Here is an 18,376-nt window from a genome sequence, read left to right on the forward strand (position 1 = left end):
GGCGGGCATAGTGTCGCCCGCATACGTTTTCAGGGGTGGCGCGTGTTCGACTACATCATCATCGGCGCCGGCTCGGCGGGCTGCGTGCTCGCCCATCGGCTCAGCGAGGACCCGAACGTCAAGGTGCTGCTGCTGGAAGCCGGACCGCGCGACTGGCACCCCTTCATCCACATGCCCGCCGGCATCGCCAAGCTGGTGAACCAGAAGGGCGTGAACTGGGATTACGACACGCTCGCCGAGCCCCATCTCAACCATCGCACGCTGTGGTGGCCGCGCGGCAAGGTGCTCGGCGGTTCCAGCTCGATCAACGCGATGTGCTACATCCGCGGCGTACCCGCCGATTACGACGACTGGGCCGCGCAGGGCGCCACCGGCTGGCACTGGGACAACGTCCTGCCCTACTTCCGCAAGTCCGAAGGCAACACCCGCGGCGCCGACGCGCTGCACGGCGGCGACGGCCCGCTGAGCGTCTCCGACCTGCGCTACACCAACCCGCTGTCGCAGGTGTTCCTCGACGCCTCGCAGCAGGCCGGCCTGCCGCTCAACCGCGACTTCAACGGCCCCGAGCAGCAGGGCGTCGGCTTCTACCAGGTCACGCAGCGCGACGGCGCGCGGTGCTCCTCGGCGGTCGCCTACCTCAACCCGGTCCGCAATCGCCCGAACCTGACCGTGCACACCGGCGCGCAGGTCAGCCGGATCACCTTCGACGGCCGCCGCGCCAACGGCGTCACCTACGCCATGGGCGGCCAGGGCCTGCACCAGCCGGCCGCACGCGAAGTGCTGGTCTGCGGCGGCGCGATCAACTCGCCGCAGTTGCTGATGCTCTCGGGCATCGGCCCGGCCGACGATCTGCGCAAGCTGGGCATCGACGTGGTGGCCGACCTCGACGGCGTCGGCGGCAACCTGCAGGACCACCTCGACATCTGCACGCTGTTCCATTCGACCCAGCGGGTGACCTACGACCGCGTGGGCGACGTGAAGATCGCCTTCGACTACTACCTGCGCGGCCACCGCGGCCCGGGCAGCAGCAACGTCGCCGAAGCCGGCGGCTTCGCGCGCTCGCCGCTGGCGCCGGACGACCGCGCCGACATCCAGTTCCATTTCGTGCCGGCGATGCTGGACGACCACGGCCGCCGCCGCCTGCCCGGCGACGGCTACACCCTGCACGCCTGCTTCCTGCGCCCGCGCAGCCGCGGCCGGATCACGCTCGGCAGCAACCGCGCCGGCGACAAGCCGCGCATCCGCGCCAACTACCTCGGCGACGAGGACGGCTTCGACCTGAGGATGATGGTCGAGTGCGCGAAGCTCTCGCGCACGATCCTCGCCCAGAAGGCGTTCGACGCCTTCCGCGGCAAGCCGATCTTCCCCGCCAGCACCGACCTCGACGACGCCGGCCTGATCGAGTTCATCCGCGCCAAGGCCGAAACCGTCTACCACCCGATCGGCACCTGCCGCATGGGCAGCGACGCCGGCGCCGTGGTCGACCCGCAGCTGCGGGTCCGCGGCGTGGACGGCCTGCGCGTGGTCGACGCCTCGGTGATGCCGACGCTGATCGGCGGCAACACCAACGCGCCGACGATCATGATCGCCGAGCGCGCCGCCGACCTGATCCTCGGCCGGGCCGCCTGACGTCCCGGGACCGGGCGTCGCGAGGTCGCGACGCCCGCCCCGAACCGCTAAAATTGCCGGTCTTCGCCCGGGGTTTTCCGTCTCCCGGGCCTCTCTTTCCGCTCCAGCCCCTTTCGATCCAAGCCTTCCCGAATTCAAGGACTCCCGCTCGATGAAGATCCTCGTCGGCTACAAGCGCGTGGTGGACTACAACGTCCGCATCCAGGTCAAACCGGACGGTTCGGGCGTCGTCACCGACGGCGTCAAGCTCTCGCCCAATCCCTTCGACGACATCGCGCTGGAAGAAGCGCTGCGCCTGCGCGACAAGGGCATCGCCACCGAGGTCGTGGTCGCCACGATCGCCCCGGCCGACGCCCAGCCGCACCTGCGCAACGGCCTGGCGATGGGCGCCAACCGCGCCATCCACGTCGTCACCGACCAGGCGATCCAGCCGCTGACCGCCGCGCGCGCGCTGCTGAAGCTGGTCGAGAAGGAACAGCCGGACCTCGTGATCCTCGGCAAGCAGGCGATCGACGACGACGCCAACCAGACCGGCCAGATGCTGGCCACGCTGTGGGGCCGCCCGCAGGCGACCTTCGCCGGCAAGCTCGACATCGCCGACGGCAAGGCCACGGTGGTGCGCGAAGTCGACGCCGGCCTCGAAACGCTGGAAGTCGACCTGCCCGCCGTCGTCACCAGCGACCTGCGCCTGAACGAGCCGCGCTTCATCAAGCTGCCGGACATCATGAAGGCCAAGAGCAAGCCGCTGGAAACGCTGCAGTTGGCCGACCTCGGCGTTGCCTCGGGCGACACCCTCAAGACCACGCACTACGCACCGCCCGCGAAGCGCAGCAAGGGCGTGATGGTGAAGGACGCGGCCGAACTGGTCGCGGCGCTGAAGGCGAAGGGTCTGCTGTGATGCAGGCGTAGGGCGGGCCCCGGCCCGCCATCGCAACGCTTCGGACGAAGGTTGCGATGATCGAGTCCTCTTCGATCCGCACGCGTCACGGCACGCTCGACGCAAACCGAATTTCCGCAACGGCGGGCCAGGGCCCGCCCTACGAGGAACAACGCAATGTCCAAGGTTCTCATCGTCGCCGAACACCTCGACGGCAAGCTCAACGGCGCCACCGCGCGCTGCGTCACCGCCGCGCAGGCCATGAACCCGGCCGCCATCGACATCGTCGTGCTGGCCGCAGATCCGGCCGCCGTCGCCGCGCAGGCCGCGCAGATCACCGGCGTCGCGAAGGTGATCACGGTCGCCAACGCCGCGAACGCCCACGCCATCGCCCAGGTGCTGGCGCCGCAGATCGCGCAGGTCGCCGCCGGCTACACCCACGTGTTCGGTCCCAGCACCACCTTCGGCAAGGACCTGATGCCCTGCGTCGCCGCGCTGCTGGGCGTGTCGCAGGTGTCGGACGTGATGGCCGTCGACGGCGCGCACGTGTTCAAGCGCCCGATCTACGCCGGCAACGCCATCGTCACCGTCGAGGCCCCGGCCGACCAGACCGTCGTCGCCACCGTGCGCACGGCGTCGTGGCCGGAAACCGCCCGCGGCGGCAGCGCCACCATCGAGGCCGCGTCGGTCGACGCCGCGCTGCCGACGCACACCCGCTTCGTCGCCCTGGCCGCCGGCAAGTCGGATCGCCCGGACCTGCAGAGCGCGTCGAAGGTGGTCTCCGGCGGCCGCGGCGTGGGCTCGGCCGAGAACTTCAGGATCGTCTACGACCTCGCCGACAAGCTCGGTGCCGCCGTGGGCGCCTCGCGCGCCGCGGTCGACGCCGGCTACGTGCCGAACGAACTGCAGGTCGGCCAGACCGGCAAGATCATCGCGCCGGAGCTGTACATCGCCGTCGGCATCAGCGGCGCGATCCAGCACCTCACCGGCATCAAGGACGCCGGCACGATCGTCGCGATCAACAAGGACGGCGACGCGCCGATCTTCGAGATCGCCGACATCGGCCTGGTCGGCGATCTGTTCCAGATCCTGCCGGAGCTGCAGGCGGCGGTCTGACCGCTCGCCAGCGTCGCGCAGACGGAAAAAGAGCCGGGGAAACCCGGCTCTTTTTCGTTGGCGATGGCGGAAGCGATCAGCGTCCGGGCACGCGTGCGCACTGCACGTAGGCAATGAAGGTTTCCGCCTGATTCGATCCATTGTGGAATGCGCAGTTGGCAGGCCCCACTTCCTGAAGGTAAGTGTTAGGCAGGAAACCAGCACCGGCACAGTACACGCCCGTCTTCGCATACCCGTTGGGGCACACGGGAACCGACACGAAGCCATCGCTGCCCGCAGCGATGCTCTTGGTCGCCTGCGCGATCGTGGTGTCCAGCACCGTCGCCACCGGCGCCGCGTAATACCCCACGATGTCGATCACGTAGTCGGACGTCGCCAGCGAATAGAGGCTGAAATCCTTGTTCTGCGGCGGACTGGGGATACGCGTCACCACGGTGTTGTTGACGATGCCACCGGCACCGTAGTTCACGCTCGCGGTGGCCGGTCGCGGGTCTCCGTAGGGATAGACCGTGGCGTAGCCGGCGATGGAAGGCCCGACCGAGGTGACGTTGAGCACGACGGCGCCGGCAAGGTTGGACGTCAGCGACCCGCAATCCCCGGCGCTGCCGCCCTGCGCGGCATAACCGCCGCCGGCAGCGGCGCTCGCGTTGAACGCGCGGCTCTGCCCGGCGGCGATCGGGCCTCCCGCCACGCGGGTATCGACGATCCGGCAGGGCGTCAGCGGCGTGTAGACCAGATCGGCACCACCCGCGCCCAGGACCTTCGCCGGTTTCGTGCCACCTGAAGGCCGCGGCAGGCCGCGATCGAGATCGGCGAGCGCTGCATCGAACGTCGATGCCACCAGCGCATGCCGGAAACGTTCCGGTTCCGCATGCACGAAGGTCGGCACCATCCGCATCGCCCAGTCGGCGACCTGCACCGCATGGACGCGTTCGACGTACGCGCCCCACTTCCGCACGAAATCACCCGCCAGCACACCGCGCTGCGCCGGCGAGAGTGCAACGTCCCCGGCCGACGCAGCCCCGGCAGCGCACGCCGACATCAGGCCTGCCAGCAACAAGCACGAACGAATCTTCTTCCTTTCCATGGCGTTCACTCGTTTCGACGTGGACACACCGTCCACGCCGCATCCTATCGCCGCGCCCCCGGCCGTAGTGCCGGATGAAAAAAAGAGCCGGGGAAACCCCGGCTCTTTTTCGTTCGCGCGAGAAGAAACACTCAGCGGCCGGGCACGCGGCAGCACTGCACCCAGGCACGGGTGGACTGCGCGGTGGAGCCGAGGTTGTAGGTGAAGACCGTGCCGCCGCTATTGTTGAGCGACGAGTCCGCCATCACGACGTTCGCCGCGGCCTCGATGCCGAGGCTGGTGGTGGTGTAGCCGGTCGGGCAGGTCGCGGACACGCCGAAGCCGTAGGTGTTGGCCGGCACGCTGACGAAACTGCCGAACTGGCGGGTGCACTCCAGCGCGGTCGCCGCCGGCGGGGCGTAGGTGCCGACGATGTCGGCGACGAAGTCCGACGAGGCGAAGGTGTAGACCGTGAAGTCCTTCGTCGTGAGCGGCGTGGGCAGCTTCACCACGATCGAATTGTTGACGATCGCGCCGGCGGTGTAGTTCACGCTGGACGCGAGCGGCCGCGTCGTGCCGAAGGGATACGCCGTCGCGAAGCCCGCGCCGTTCGGCGTGACCGCGGTCAGGTTGATCACCACCGCCGCCTGCCCCGCGGCGACCACGCCGCAGTCGGTCGCGCTGCCGCCCTGACTGCTGAAGTTGCCGCCCGACCCGACCACCGCGTTGAAGTCGCGGCTGAAGCCGGCGGCCAGCGTGCCGCCGGCGACGCGGGTGTCGAGGATGCGGCAGGGCGTGACCGGGGTGTAGACCAGATCCGACGCCGCCGAGCCCAGCACCTTCGTCAGCAGCTGCGGGCGCACGCCAGCGGGCGCGAGGCTGGCGCGGGCCATGGTGTCGATCACGTCGGCGTCGGACAGGCGGCCGCCGACACCGCTCAGCGTCGCCGATGCGCCTTCGTACGTCGTGCGCGCCAGCGCCTTGCGGAAGTTGTCCGCATCCGCATGCACGAAGGTCGGCACCATGCGCTGCGCCCAGACGCCGACCGGTACCCGGTAGACCTTCTGCACATAGCCGCCCCACTTCTGCACGTAGGCGCGGGTCAGCGCGCCGCGTTCGGCGGGTGTGAGCGGTCCCGTGCGCGTTGCGTCCACCGCGGAGACGGGCGCGGCCGCGGCTGCGGGCATGGCGGAAGAAACGGCGACGACCGCGGCGAGGATCGCGGCGCTCGCGCCGGACGGATGCTTCATGACGACCTCCGGGAAGACGGGGAAAACAGGGAAGACAAGGACTTTTACGAGATTCCGGACCCGCGACGGGCGCCGGAGGGAACCGGCGCCCGCGCTGCGCGATCAGCGACCCGGCACGCGGCAGCAGATGTTGCCGCCGAAGACCGTCTGGACACTGCTGGTCGTGTTCTGCCAGGCGCAGAAGGTGGACGTGCCGGCGAGGTTGGAGTTGTAGCCGCTGCCCTGGCTGTAGACGCCCGAGGCGGCGGTCCAGCAATACGGCGTCACCGCCTTGTAGCCCGCGGGACAGGCCGGGTTGTTGAAGAAGTTGGTGCTGTTGGGATCGATGGGATTGGACGCCGGCGTACCGGTGCTGACGCAGTCGAACGGCGTCGCCTGCGGCGGCGAGAAGTAGCCGACGATGTCGACCACGTAATCCGACTGCGCGAACGTGTAGATCGTGAAGTCGGTGATCGCCAGCGGATTGGGCACGCCGACCACCACCGAGTTGTTGACGATCGCGCCGGCGGTGTAGTTCACGCTGGCCGCCAGCGGTCGGGTGTCGCCCGACCGGTAGACAGTGGCGAAACCCGCGCCCGTCGGCGTCACCGCAGTGACGTTGATGGCAATGGCGCTGGCACCGACGGCCGCGACGTTGCAGTTGGTGGCGCTGCCGCCCTGCGAGGTGAAATTGGCACCGGCGTTGATCGCCAGCCCGAGGAAGTTGCGGCTGCTGTTGGCGCCGATGGCACCGCCGGCGACGCGGGTGTCGACGATGCGGCACGGCGTGACCGCCGTGAACACGAGGTCGCCGGAGACGGAACCGAGGGTCTTGGCGCCGACCTCGGCCGCGGCCTTCGCGGTCAGGCCGCGGGTCGACGAGGCGCGCGCGAAGCGATCGACGACGTCTGCATCGGTCAGGCGATGGCCCGCGCCGTTGAGCTGTGCGAGCGCGCCCTCGAAGGTCTCGCGCTTGAGCGCCATGCGGAAGTTCGCCGGGTCCGCCGCGACGAAGGTCGGCACCATCCGCTGCGCCCACGTGGCGACCGGGGTGCCGTAGACGCGCTGGACGTAGCCGCCCCACTTCGCGACGAAGGTGCGGGTGAGATCGCCGCGGGCGGCGGGCGTCAGCGGCGCGGCATCGTTGCTGGCTCGGGATGCGACGGCCTGCCGGGTCTGCGCGTCGGCGCCATGGGTCGCGAGCAGGCCGCAGGCGAACAGCGCGGCGACGAGGGGACGGACGAGGGTCATGCGGGTCTCCTGTGTCAGGCGGGGCGATTGCGGGCGACAACGCGAACCGGCGGCGGAGCCGGCCACAAAGGGAAGGAGCCGGATTTCTCCGGCTCCTCGGATCATGCCGACAGGTGAAGCGCGTGGCGCATCAGCGACCCGGCACGCGGCAGCAGGTCCGCGACGCGCGGAGGTCCTGCGGGATGGAATCGCCGTTGCGCGCCGAGCAGGTACCGCTGTGGCTGAACACGATCGGCATCAGCCAGCTCGACGTCTCGCAGTTCGTCGCGGTCTGGGTGTAGCCGGTCGGACAGGCCGGTGCGGTCGCGTTCGCGGTGCCGCCCGCGGCGATGCCGGCGACGGTGGTGTTCGCGGTGTCCTGGCACTGCAGCGCGGTCGCCACCGGCGGCGCGAAGTAGCCGACGATGTCCGCGACGTAGTGCGACTGGGCGAAGGTGTAGACGGTGAAGTCGAACGACGACAGCGGATTGGGGATCTGCACGATCAGCGCGTTGTTGACGATGGCGCCGGCCGTGTAGTTGACGCTGGCGGCCACCGGCTGGGCGGTGCCGAACGGATAGGCGGTGGCATAGCCGGCACCGGAGGGCGTGACCGCGGTCAGGTTGATCGCCACCGCGGTGGCGTTCAGGCCCAGCGTGCCGCAGTTGGTGGCGCTGCCGCCCTGGCTGGTGAAGCTGCTGGCATTGATGGCGACGAAGCTGCGCGTGCTGTTGTTGGCAATGGCGCCGGCGGCGGTGCTGCGGGTGTCCAGGATGCGGCAGGGCGTGACCGGGGTGTAGACCAGATCGTTCGACAGCGTGCCGAGGGTCTTCGTGCCGACCGCACCGGCGGCACCGGCCTTGGCGGCGAAGCGGTCGATCATCTGCGCATCGGTGAGCTGCCCGCCGTTGCCGCCGAGCTCGGCCATCGCGCCTTCGAAGGTGTCGCGCTTGAGCGCATTGCGGAAGTTGTCGCCGTCCACCCGGCCCAGGGTCGGTGCCATGCGCTTGGCCCAGGTGCCCACCGGCACGCCGTACACGCGCTGGACGTAAGCGCCCCACTTGTTGACGAACTGCTTGGTCAGCGCGGCGCGTTCCTGCGGGGACGCGTTGGCGCCCTGGGTGACCGCAGGTGCAGTCGAGCGCTGGACCATGCCGGGCATGCTGCCGGCGGACTGTGCGGACGCACACATCGAGGACGCGGCGAACGCGAACGCCATCAGCGGCGTGGCGACACGGGAAACAGTGGACATGGTGGACTCCGGAAGGAAGGGGTGAAGGCAGGACACGGGAAACAGGCGACATCCGTGCCACAGCCAGCACTAACGTCCAATGCGACGTCCAAGGGACAGCACGACGGCGTCATGCAGGTCGCACGACGCCATCGCATGTCGAAAGACGAGCACCGCAGCGCACGGTGCTCGTCGCCACGCGGTGGTCCGCTCCGATCAGCGCCCCGGGATACGGCAGCAGCGACCCACACCCTCGACCGTGATCGAGCCGGCAGTCTTGTTGACGCCGGCACAGGTCGCGGCGAGGGTGTTCGGACTGGGCTGGTACAGCCCGTTGATCCCCCAGTCGGCGGCGTTGTAGACCGGCGTGCGGCAACCGGCGGCGACCAGCGTGTAACCGGTCGGGCAGGCCGGGATGGGCTGGTCGAAGGTCGCGGCGGCCGCGACCGTCGTGCTGGTGAAGGTCTGCGTGCAATCCAGCGCGGTCGCGGCCGGCGGCGCGAAGTAACCGACGATGTCGATCACGTAGTGCGACTGCGCGTAGCTGTAGACCGTGAAGTCCGACGCGGCCAGCGGATTCGGGATCTGGCTGATGATCGCGTTGTTGACGATGTCGCCCGCGGCGTAGTTCACGCTGGAGGACAGCGGCTGGGTGGTGCCGAACGGGAACACCGTGGCGTAACCGGCGATCGACGGCGTGACCGCGGTAATGTTCAGCGCGACCGCGCTGGCGCTGAGGCCGAGCGTGCCGCAGTCGGTGGCACTGCCGCCCTGCGACGTGTAGCTGGAGGCGCTGATCGCGCGGAAGCTGCGGGTCGAGTTCGCGGCGATGGCGCCGCCGGCGGTGCGGGTGTCGACGATGCGGCAGGGCTGGATCGGCGTGTAGACCAGGTCGCCGGACACGCCGCCGAGGCTCTTGAGGTCGGCGGCGGTGAGCGCGCCGCTGCGCTTGGACGCGCGCGCCATGCGGTCGACGACCGCGGCATCGCTCAGGCGCTGGCCGCTGCCGCCGAGTTCGGCGATCGCGCCCTCGAAGGTGTCGCGCAGCAGCGCGCGGCGGAAGTTGGCGGCGTCGGCGGCGGCGAAGTTCGGCACCATGCGCTTGGCCCACGTGCCGACCGGCACCTCGTAGACGCGCTGGACGTAGTTGCCCCACTTCAGCACGAACTGCCGGGTCAGCGTGCCGCGTTCGGCGGGCGACAGCGGCGCGGCCGACACCGACTTCGATGCATCGGCGGCGATCAGGGCGCGGCCGGTGGCACCGGTTTCGCGCGGGGCCGCGGACGCGGACAGGACGGGCACGAGCGCGAGCGACAGCGCCGCGAGCGTGCGGGACACGGATTTGGACATGGGGTTCTCCGGAATTGCGGTGACGGACGTGGGCGTTCCGATCTTAAAGGCTGGCCATCGCGACGGGTGGCCGGCATCGCCCGGGCCGTCCCGGGCCCGGACCGGGAACGCCGGCCGGGCCGGCGTTCCACGGAGCGTGGTCGGGTGAGATCAGCGACCCGGCACGCGGCAGCACTGCGCGGTGCCCTGCACCGCGATCGTTCCGGCCGTGGTGTTCAGGCCGGAGCAGAAGCCCTGCATCTGGCCCGGGGCCGCACGGAACAGGCCGTTGATGGCCCAGTCGGCCTCGCTGGGGTTGGCGGTGCGGCAGCCGGCGCCGGTGATGCGGTAGCCGGTCGGGCAGTTCGGGATCTGGATGTCGAACGGCGTGTTGCCGGGCACGTTCTGGCTGACGTAGGTCTCGGTGCAGTCCAGCGCGACGGCCGGGGCGGCGGCGAAGTAGCCCACGATGTCGGCGACGTAGTGCGCGGTGCCGTAGCTGTAGATCGTGAAGTCGGACGTCGTCAGCGGGCTGGGGATCTGCACGATGATGCCGTTGTTGACGAACTCGCCGGCGCCGTAGTTCACGCTCGAGGCCAGCGGCTTGGTGGTGCCGTACGGATAGGCGGTGGCGTAGCCGCCACGGTCAGGCGCGACCGCGGTGAGGTTGATGGCGACCGCCGCGGCGTGCACGCCCAGCGTGCCGCAGTCGGAGGCGCTGCCGCCCTGGGCGGTGTAGTCGCTCTGGTTGATCGACACGAAGTCGCGGCTGCCGTCGGCGACGATGGCGCCGGCGGGGGTGTTGCGGGTGTCGACGATGCGGCACGGCTGGATCGGCGTGTAGACCAGATCGGTCGAGCCCGGTGCCGGCGCCGGCAGCGCCTTGGCACCGGCCGGCAGCTTCGCGAGGCGCGTGATCGCGGCCTCGTCGTCGAAGCGGTGGCCGGTGCCGTTGAGCGCGGCCATCGCGCCCTCGAACGTGTCGCGCGCGAGTGCGGCGCGGAAGTTCGCCGGGTCGGCCGACGCGAAGTCCGCCACCATGCGCTTGGCCCACGTGCCGACCGGCACGCGGTAGACGCGCTGGACGTAACCGCCCCAGCGCAGCACGAATTGCCTGGTCATCTCGCCGCGCGCCCTGGGCGTGAGCGCCAGCGAGGCGGTCGCGGGTTGCGTGACATGGGTGCCGGTCGCACCGGTCACGCGAGCGGCGGAAGCGTCAATCGCGAGCGTGCCGATCGCCAACGCGAGTCCGGCCGCCGTGAAGCGGATTGCATGAGACATCGAAGGTTCCCCGGATGAGAGCAGCAGCCTGCCCGGTGGCACTATAACGAAGTTCCCGCGCCGGTTCGGCCCGGCGGCGCATGCTGCTGCGCAACAAGCCGTGGCCCGGATGCACGGCGGGAACCCCCGTCCGGCAGGACATTCCCCGTCGAAAAAGGACTTCGCCATGTCATCCCCCGTCTTCCGTCGTCTGCTGCCCCTGGCGCTCGCCGCTCTCCCCTTCTTCGCCACCGCCGCCCCCGTCGGATCACCCGACGGATCACCCGCCGCGCTCGCCCCCGCGGCCCGCGCGGAGGCCATCCGCACCTTCGTCGGCCGCTGGGGCGGCCACGTCGAAACCGTCTACGGACTGGACGTCCGCGCCTGGGCGATGCGGCTCGTGCCGCAGTTCGCCACGGGCGACGCCGCCGATCTCCGCGAGGCGTTGCGCCGCGACACCTTCGAAGGCGCGATGGCCGCGCTCGACGGCGGCAGCCGGCGCCGCACCGCCAACCGCACCGCCGCCGCACTGGCGCAATTGCCGCCGGGCCCGATCGACGGCCGCACCGCGGCGGTCGCGAAGGCGCTCGGCGACAGCACCCAGGACCTGGTCTACACCCCGATCACGCCCTGCCGCATCGTCGACACCCGCAACACCGTCGCCGGCGCGATCGCGGCCGGCGGCACCCGCAGCTTCATCGGCGCCGGGGTGAGCACCTACGCCGGCCAGGGCGGCGCCAACGTCAACTGCGGACTGTCGCTGGAGGCCCCGGCCGCACTCGCGCTGAACATCACCGCGGTCACGCCCTCCGGTCCCGGCTATGCCACCGCCTTCGCCTACGGCACGCCACAACCGGGCACTGCCAACGTGAACTACGCCGGCGGCGACATCGTCAACAACGCGATCGTCACCCCGATCGCCGCACCGTCCGCGTCCTTCGACTTCACGCTCTTCAGCTATGCGCAGGCGCACTACGTGGTCGACGTCATCGGCTACTTCGACCGCCCGCGCGCCTCGCCCATCGAATGCGTCAACAGCTCGCTGAACACCGCGACCGTCAACGCCGGCGCCACGGCGAACGTCATCGCGACCGCCGCCTGCCCCACCGGTTACGGCGCCACGGCGGTGAATTGCGAAAGCAGCTCGTGGAGCATGCCGCTGGTGTTCATGTCCGGGAACGTCTGTTCGGCCAGGAACAACGGCACCACCCAGGCCACCCTCAAGGCCGGCCTGCGCTGCTGCCGGATCCCCGGGCGCTGAACGCCGCCGCCCCGCCCGCGCGGCGAGGGCATGCGGAACCCCGTGGCCTGCCTCTAGAATCGGGAGGCCACGGGGGCCCCTTCCATCTTTTCCGGACTGTGAACCCGGTGGCGTTCCGGATGCGGCACCGCTCTCAGGCCCGGGGACGCCGACGCGCCCCCCGAGGTGCTGTGCGACGCTGCTTCGGCGTATCCTAAGTCCCCCCTGCTCCGTCCGCCGGAGCCCACAGCCGAGAGTCCCTATGCGCCATCTCTTCTTCAGCGTGACCGCAGCCCTGGCGCTTGCCGGGTGTGCTGCCGACCGGCAGGACGCCGAAGCGACGTCCGCCGCGCAGCGGTCCACCCAGACCCCGCAGGCGCCCCGGCCGACCGCGCTGGCCGCCGCCACCCGGCAATCGTCCTTTGCTTCGCTGCCCGACCGCGGCGCACTGCTGGCGTATGCGCCGGGCCGTGAAGTCATCAAGCGTGGCGCGGAAACCTACCGCGCGGTGGAACTGAGCGAGGCGCACGCGCTGAACGCCGCCGCCCCGGGCCGTTCGATCGAACTGCCCACGCCCTCCGGCGAAACCCTGCGCATCGGCTTCCAGCGCGTCGAGGAAAGCCTCGACGGCAACTGGTCCTGGATCGGCCGCACCGCCGACGGCCAGGACGCGGTCATCACCTTCGGCGAAAAGGCGGTCTTCGGCCGCATCGCCCAGCGCGGCACCGAAGCGCTGCGCCTGACCACCTCCGGCGGCCGCAGCTGGCTGGTCGAGACCGACCCCAGCCGCGTGCTCGACGCCAACAACGCCCCCGGCGCCACCAGCGACATGCTGGTCCCGCCGAGCACCGCCAGCACGATCCTCGCCCGCAAGGCCGCGGCGCAGCTGACCACCGGCACCAAGGTCTCCGCGCAGCTGAGCGCCGTCGACACCAAGGCCGGTCCGTCGCAGATCGTCGACGTGGTCGTCGGCTACACCAACGGCCTCGCCAGCCGCCTCGGCGGCACCTCGCAGGCCACGACGCGCATCTCCAACCTGATCGCGCTGACCAACCAGGCCTACGTCAACAGCGCGATCACCCCGCGCGTGCGCCTGGTCAACACCCTGCAGGTCAACTACACCGATACCAACAGCAACGACGTGGCGCTGGAGGAACTGACCGGCATCACCTGCACCCCGACCAGCTGCAGCTCGCAGACCGTGCCGGCCGCGCTGGTGCCGCTGCGCAGCGCCCGCGACCAGTACGGCGGCGACCTGGTGTCGCTGCTGCGTCCGCTGCAGCAGCCCCAGCAGACCGGCTGCGGCATCTCCTGGCTCAACGGCGGCGGCGGCACCGCGATCGACAACGCCGACGCCGACTTCGGCTACTCGGTGGTCAGCGACGGCACCGACGTCGACGAGACCGACGGCCGCACCTACAGCTGCTCCGACACCTCGCTGGCCCACGAAATGGGCCACAACATGGGCCAGCAGCACAACATCGAGAACAGCGCCGAGTCCGGCACCCACAGCTACTCGTACGGCTACCGCGAGACGTCCACGACCGGCTTCTACACGATCATGGCGTACCGCCTGGCCAACAGCAGCCAGTTCGAGATCAACTACTTCGGCAACCCGAGCATCAACTACACCGACACCGGCCGCCCCACCGGCACGGCGACCGCCAACAACGCGGCCAGCCTGAACATCACGATGCCGCTGGTGGCCCAGTTCCGCGCCGCGGTGGTCTCGTTCGGCAAGCGTCCGCACAACGACTTCAGCGGCGACGGCAAGAGCGACATCGTGCTGTGGAATCCGTCGCTGGCGTACCTCGGCTACTGGATCATGAACGGCCCGACCTACACCGGTTCGGCCGGCTTCAGCGTCGCCGCCAACAACGAGCCGGTCGTCAGCGGCTTCATGCACGCCACCGAAGCGCACTCCTCGCTGGTCGTGCGCAACCAGACCGCGAGCACGCTGTCGTCGTACATCTGGAACACCACCTCCAGCGCCTACGCCCTGAACAACATCGGCGGCTACGCGGCCGGCTGGAATGTCATCGGCATGGGCGACATCGACGGCGACGGCAAGGACGACCTGCTGTGGCGCAACCCGACCAGCGGCCAGTTCGCGTACTGGCTGATGAACGGCACGGTGTTCGTGAGCGCGCAGACCTACTCGCCGCCGGTCACCTACGTCGTCGCCGGCGTGGGCGACTTCAACGGCGACGGCCGTTCCGACCTGCTGTGGAACGACCCGGGCACCCGCAACGCCAGCATCTGGCTGAGCACCGGTTCGGGCTTCACCGTCGGCATGATCGGCCAGTACGGCACCGACTGGAACATGGTCGGCGTGGCCGACGTGACCGGCGACGGCAAGGCCGACATCCTGCTGCGCGACAACGGCAAGACCTACCTCGCTTTCTGGAAGATGGACGGCGCCGTGTACCAGGGTTCGACCGCCTTCGGCCTGGCCGGCGACTACGATCTGCTGACCACCGGCGACTTCGACGGCGACGGCATCGAGGACGTGGTCGTCAGCCGCGCCAGCGACCGCAGCATGCGCCTGTGGCGCAGCACGGGCACGGCGTTCACCCAGTCGAACATCGGCCAGTACGGCACCGGCTGGAGCGTCGTGAAGTAAGTCGCTCCCCTGCCTCCACGCAAAAGGCCGCCGACGCAAGTCGGCGGCCTTTTCGTTTGGGGGATGCCCCGGCGGGTCGCGCGGGCTGGGGGCTGGAACGCAGGGGCGGACGAAAGCGATCCCGTCCGCCCCGCGCGACGCGGGGGATCAGCGGCCGCGGATCACAGGATCGAAACGTGGCGGCCGTTGTCGCAGGCGTACAGCTTGTCGCCCGCGCGATACGCCAGGTACACGTGGTAGCGCCCGGACGCCAGCGCGCCGGCGTCGAACGCGACCTCGAAGCCCGGGGTGCCCCCGGCCGGCGTCAGATCGTCGCGGGCGATGGCCGGCTGCACCGGGACTTCCCAGACGTGGGTCTTGTCTTCCGACTCGAAACGCAGCACCGGCGAGGTCGGCGTCGCGTCCGCGGCATCGGCACGGAGCCAACCGGTGGCCTTGCCCGCGTTGGGCATGGACAGGGTCACGTCGGCGCCGGAGAACGCCTGGCCGTCGACGGATTCGAGATTGCAGCTCGTCGCGGCGACCAGCACCTCGGCGCGCCGGGCCTCGTCGAGTTCACTCAGCGACGGCGGGCCGGCGGGTTCGGGCGCCGGCGTCTCGACGGGCACCTGCGCGGCCGGTTCGGCGGCGGGCGGCGGCGCCTTGTCGGCCTGGGCATCGGCCGCGGGCTGTTCGGGCGCGCTGCACCCGGCGAGGGCGGCCGCGAGCGCGGCGGCGATCAGGGAGGAACGGAGCGGAAAGGTCATGGGGGAACTCCTCAACGGGCATCCAGGGAAATGCTGGGCAACTGGTTCTGCTCGCCCAGCCAGCTGTACTCGAACACGTAGCCGCCGTTTTCGCGCGCCAGCCAGCCGGCCTCGGGTGCGGTCGGCTTGAGGTGCGCCTTCGGGTAGGCGTCCAGCGACGTGTAGTGGGTGACGTAGGACTTGCGGGTGAGCGCCGGATCGCGGATCGCCGTCCCCGCGTGCGACAGGTTGCCGTGCCACACCAGCACGTCGCCCTTGCGCGGGCAGTAGACCTGCGGCGCGATGCCGCTGGCCTCCATGCGCTCGGCGAGGTAATGGCTGAACTCGATCGGCGTGCGCGTGCTCTCCGGCTCCAGCAGGATCGAACCCTCGCCCCAGTCGAAGAAGCCCGACGCGCTCTCGCGGTGCGAGCCCGGGTAATACGCCAGCGGACCGGAATCCGGGTGGATGTCCTCCAGCGGGATCCAGCTCGCCGCCAGGTGCGCGACCTGCGACTGGCAGCGCACGTACGGATAGTCGATGTGGATCGGCTGCTGGCTGCCCTTGTAGAACGTCAGCGACTGCATCGCGCACGGCGGCGAGCGGAATATGTGCGACAGGAACGTCGCGACCTCGCGGGTCAGGCTCAGGTGCGCGGCCGCGCGCGAGATCGTGTGGATGCTGTTGAACTTCAGCCCGGGCGAGTTCAGCTCGACCTCGGTGAGATCGAGGATGTGCTTCTGCACGCCCGAGGTCTCGACCAGCAGGTCGAAGTCGCGGTAGTGCGCACGCAGGTGGTCGATGTCGTGCTTGAGCGCATCGATCAGCGCCGGATCGACCACGCCCTCGAACAGCACGATGCCGCTCTCGCGCCACTGACGCAGCGCGCGGCGCAGATCGAAACCCGGGTCCTCGGCCAAGCCGTCGACATAGGCGTCGATGTCGGCCTCGGGGCGATCGATCCAGGGACGGTCCCGGATCCAGTCTTGTTCGCGGTACATGGGATGGACCTCGTCGGGACTCACTTGCGCTGGAAGACGAAGCAGGCCTGGTCGTAGCGCGCCGGATCGAAGCAGCTCGCCACCAGGGTGAAGTGTTCGGCGTAGGCCGAACGGGCATAGGCCTCGGGAATCCAGGTCTCGCCGTAGAAGCTGCTGTCGCGCGGACCGCCGCCGCCCACGCCCTCGGACGAGGCATGCACGATCTCGCCGGCGCGGTAGCGGCGGCGCGCATCGTCGAGATCGGGGAACAGCGCGCCCAGCGCCTGGATGTACGGCGAGGCCGCGGCGCCCTGCTGGCGCGCCCACTCGCAGAAGCCGAAGAACGAGTCATGGCGCGTGGTCCACGCGACCACGCCGCCCGGGCGCACGAGGCGCGCGAACTCGCGCATCCAGTCGGCGCAGGCGCGCTCGGACAAATGCGAGAACACCGAATACGCGATCACCAGGTCGAAGCTGCCGTCGTCGAAGCGCGTCGGCGGGAACGCCGGGCACACGTCGAAGTGGTCGGACCCGAACAGGTCGCGCGTCATCTCCGCGAACGACGCATCGACGTCGACACCGTACAGGTTGCGGATCGACGCCTTCTCCATGAACGTGCGCGAGATGCGGCCCCAGCCGAAGCCGAAGTCGAGCACGCGCGTGTCCGCGTTGATCTCGCGCCCGATCGCACGCGTCGCGCGATCCACGTCCGAGTAGAACGCGTGCGCCTGGCGCAGCGCGGCCTCGGCGGACAGACCGGTGGTGTTCTCCTGCATCTGCGCGGACGGGAACCGGGGCAACGTCTCGCCGAGCGGGCTGGTCTGGGTCGAATCGAGGCTGCGGATCAGGGTCTGCAACCAGGGGCTGTCGCTCGAAGCGGACGTCATCAGGGCAATCCTTGGGTCTGGGGGAAAGGGGAATCGGGGCGGTCCGCGCCGGCATGCCAGCGCCAAGTGCGGGCGATGCCGTCGTCGAGCGCGACGCGCGGCGTCCAGCCGAAGCGCGTGCGGGCCGCGGTGGTGTCCAGCACCACTTCGCGCACGTCGAAGCCGCGCGCGGGCTGGTAATCGGTGGGCAGCGGGCGGCCGGTGACGCGCACCACGGTGTCGCGCACTTCGTTGAGCGTCCGGCGCTCGCCGCTGCCGGCGTTGAACGTGCCGCAGACGTCGCTGGCGGCGGCGTCGATCGCCAGGCGCACCAGATCGTCGATGTAGAGGTAGTCGCGCACGGCCCCGCCATCACCCCAGATCTGCAGGCCCTCACCCGCCCGCGCACGCGCCAGCGCGGCGGCGATGAAGCCCTGCCCGCCCGCCGCCGACTGGCGCGGGCCGTAGGGATTCGAAGGGCGCAGGATCAGCGGATCGAGCCGGCCGAGATGGCCGTGCATGCGCAGGTACTGTTCGATCGCGACCTTCACGATGCCGTAGGACGAGATCGGCCGCAGCGGATGGTCCTCCGGCACCGGCAGGCGCTCGGGATTGCCGTAGACCGTGCCGCCTGAAGAGAAGAACACGATGCGACGGATGCCCGCCGCTTCCAGCGCGTCGATCAGGCCGAGCGCGCCGATCAGGTTCGACGAGACATCGTGCACCGGATCGAGATTCGACGTCGCCGGCACCGTGGTGCTGGCGAGGTGGAACACGGTGTCGATGTCGTGCAGCGCCGCCGCCAGCGTCGCCGCGTCGGTGTACGCGCCCTGGCGATAGTCGATGCCGCGCCAGTCGGTGTCGCCGCGCGCCGGACCGGGATCGAGCACGCGCACGCCGTGCCCGCCCGCGCGCAGGCCCTCGGCCAGGTGCGAGCCGATGAAGCCGTTGCCGCCGATCACCAGCGCGCGCATG

15 protein-coding genes are annotated in these 18,376 nt (G+C 70.1%); 5 read left to right on the top strand and 10 right to left on the bottom strand.

Going from position 1 to position 18,376, the window contains the following annotated elements; translation table 11 throughout:
- The first annotated feature begins 42 nt into the window (after positions 1 to 42).
- The 3 genes from ACT53R_RS04765 to ACT53R_RS04775 all read left to right on the top strand — a co-directional run bounded on the left by ACT53R_RS04765 (position 43) and on the right by ACT53R_RS04775 (position 3,622).
- Complete coding sequence (locus ACT53R_RS04765; protein ID WP_476170689.1) at positions 43 to 1,629, top strand: GMC family oxidoreductase; 1,587 nt, start codon at positions 43 to 45, stop codon at positions 1,627 to 1,629.
- Positions 1,630 to 1,780: 151 nt separating this feature from the next.
- Positions 1,781 to 2,527, top strand: coding sequence for an electron transfer flavoprotein subunit beta/FixA family protein (locus ACT53R_RS04770; protein ID WP_476170690.1), 747 nt, complete (start codon positions 1,781 to 1,783; stop codon positions 2,525 to 2,527).
- A gap of 156 nt (positions 2,528 to 2,683) precedes the next feature.
- Complete coding sequence (locus ACT53R_RS04775; RefSeq protein WP_476170691.1) at positions 2,684 to 3,622, top strand: electron transfer flavoprotein subunit alpha/FixB family protein; 939 nt, start codon at positions 2,684 to 2,686, stop codon at positions 3,620 to 3,622.
- Between the two features lie 76 nt (positions 3,623 to 3,698).
- Here ACT53R_RS04775 and ACT53R_RS04780 read toward each other — a convergent pair whose 3' ends face one another.
- The 6 genes from ACT53R_RS04780 to ACT53R_RS04805 form a co-directional block, all read right to left on the bottom strand.
- The gene (locus ACT53R_RS04780; protein WP_476170692.1) at positions 3,699 to 4,745 is read right to left on the bottom strand and encodes a hypothetical protein; all 1,047 of its coding nucleotides are present in this window, start codon (positions 4,743 to 4,745) and stop codon (positions 3,699 to 3,701) included.
- Positions 4,746 to 4,840: 95 nt separating this feature from the next.
- Complete coding sequence (locus tag ACT53R_RS04785) at positions 4,841 to 5,938, bottom strand: hypothetical protein (RefSeq protein WP_476170693.1); 1,098 nt, start codon at positions 5,936 to 5,938, stop codon at positions 4,841 to 4,843.
- Positions 5,939 to 6,040: 102 nt separating this feature from the next.
- Positions 6,041 to 7,168: a hypothetical protein gene (locus tag ACT53R_RS04790; protein ID WP_476170694.1), complete on the bottom strand. Its 1,128-nt coding sequence runs from the start codon at positions 7,166 to 7,168 to the stop codon at positions 6,041 to 6,043.
- 130 nt (positions 7,169 to 7,298) lie between these two features.
- The gene (locus tag ACT53R_RS04795; RefSeq protein WP_476170695.1) at positions 7,299 to 8,399 is read right to left on the bottom strand and encodes a hypothetical protein; all 1,101 of its coding nucleotides are present in this window, start codon (positions 8,397 to 8,399) and stop codon (positions 7,299 to 7,301) included.
- 195 nt (positions 8,400 to 8,594) lie between these two features.
- Positions 8,595 to 9,728, bottom strand: a complete 1,134-nt coding sequence (locus ACT53R_RS04800) for a hypothetical protein (RefSeq protein ID WP_476170696.1) — start codon at positions 9,726 to 9,728, stop codon at positions 8,595 to 8,597.
- A gap of 150 nt (positions 9,729 to 9,878) precedes the next feature.
- Positions 9,879 to 10,988, bottom strand: coding sequence for a hypothetical protein (locus ACT53R_RS04805; protein ID WP_476170697.1), 1,110 nt, complete (start codon positions 10,986 to 10,988; stop codon positions 9,879 to 9,881).
- Between the two features lie 166 nt (positions 10,989 to 11,154).
- On the opposite strand from ACT53R_RS04805, the gene ACT53R_RS04810 reads away from it, so the two are divergent.
- The gene (locus tag ACT53R_RS04810) at positions 11,155 to 12,228 is read left to right on the top strand and encodes a hypothetical protein (protein ID WP_476170698.1); all 1,074 of its coding nucleotides are present in this window, start codon (positions 11,155 to 11,157) and stop codon (positions 12,226 to 12,228) included.
- A 241-nt stretch (positions 12,229 to 12,469) separates the two neighbouring features.
- Positions 12,470 to 14,830 (top strand): reprolysin-like metallopeptidase, encoded by a 2,361-nt coding sequence (locus ACT53R_RS04815; RefSeq protein ID WP_476170699.1) that lies wholly within the window; start codon positions 12,470 to 12,472, stop codon positions 14,828 to 14,830.
- A gap of 161 nt (positions 14,831 to 14,991) precedes the next feature.
- On the opposite strand, the gene ACT53R_RS04820 is transcribed toward ACT53R_RS04815, so the two are convergent.
- From ACT53R_RS04820 to ACT53R_RS04835, 4 genes are read right to left on the bottom strand one after another with little or no spacing between them, the layout of a single operon-like run.
- Entirely contained in the window at positions 14,992 to 15,576 is a 585-nt protein-coding gene (locus ACT53R_RS04820) for a hypothetical protein (protein ID WP_476170700.1), read from the bottom strand.
- An 11-nt stretch (positions 15,577 to 15,587) separates the two neighbouring features.
- Positions 15,588 to 16,556, bottom strand: a complete 969-nt coding sequence (locus tag ACT53R_RS04825; RefSeq protein ID WP_476170701.1) for a phytanoyl-CoA dioxygenase family protein — start codon at positions 16,554 to 16,556, stop codon at positions 15,588 to 15,590.
- Between the two features lie 20 nt (positions 16,557 to 16,576).
- Complete coding sequence (locus ACT53R_RS04830) at positions 16,577 to 17,422, bottom strand: class I SAM-dependent methyltransferase (RefSeq protein WP_476170702.1); 846 nt, start codon at positions 17,420 to 17,422, stop codon at positions 16,577 to 16,579.
- Complete coding sequence (locus tag ACT53R_RS04835) at positions 17,422 to 18,375, bottom strand: NAD-dependent epimerase/dehydratase family protein (RefSeq protein ID WP_476170703.1); 954 nt, start codon at positions 18,373 to 18,375, stop codon at positions 17,422 to 17,424. Before ACT53R_RS04835 ends, ACT53R_RS04830 begins: the two co-directional genes overlap by 1 nt.
- Position 18,376 lies beyond the last annotated feature (1 nt).

The organism is Lysobacter sp. DMC104 (assembly GCF_056313665.1).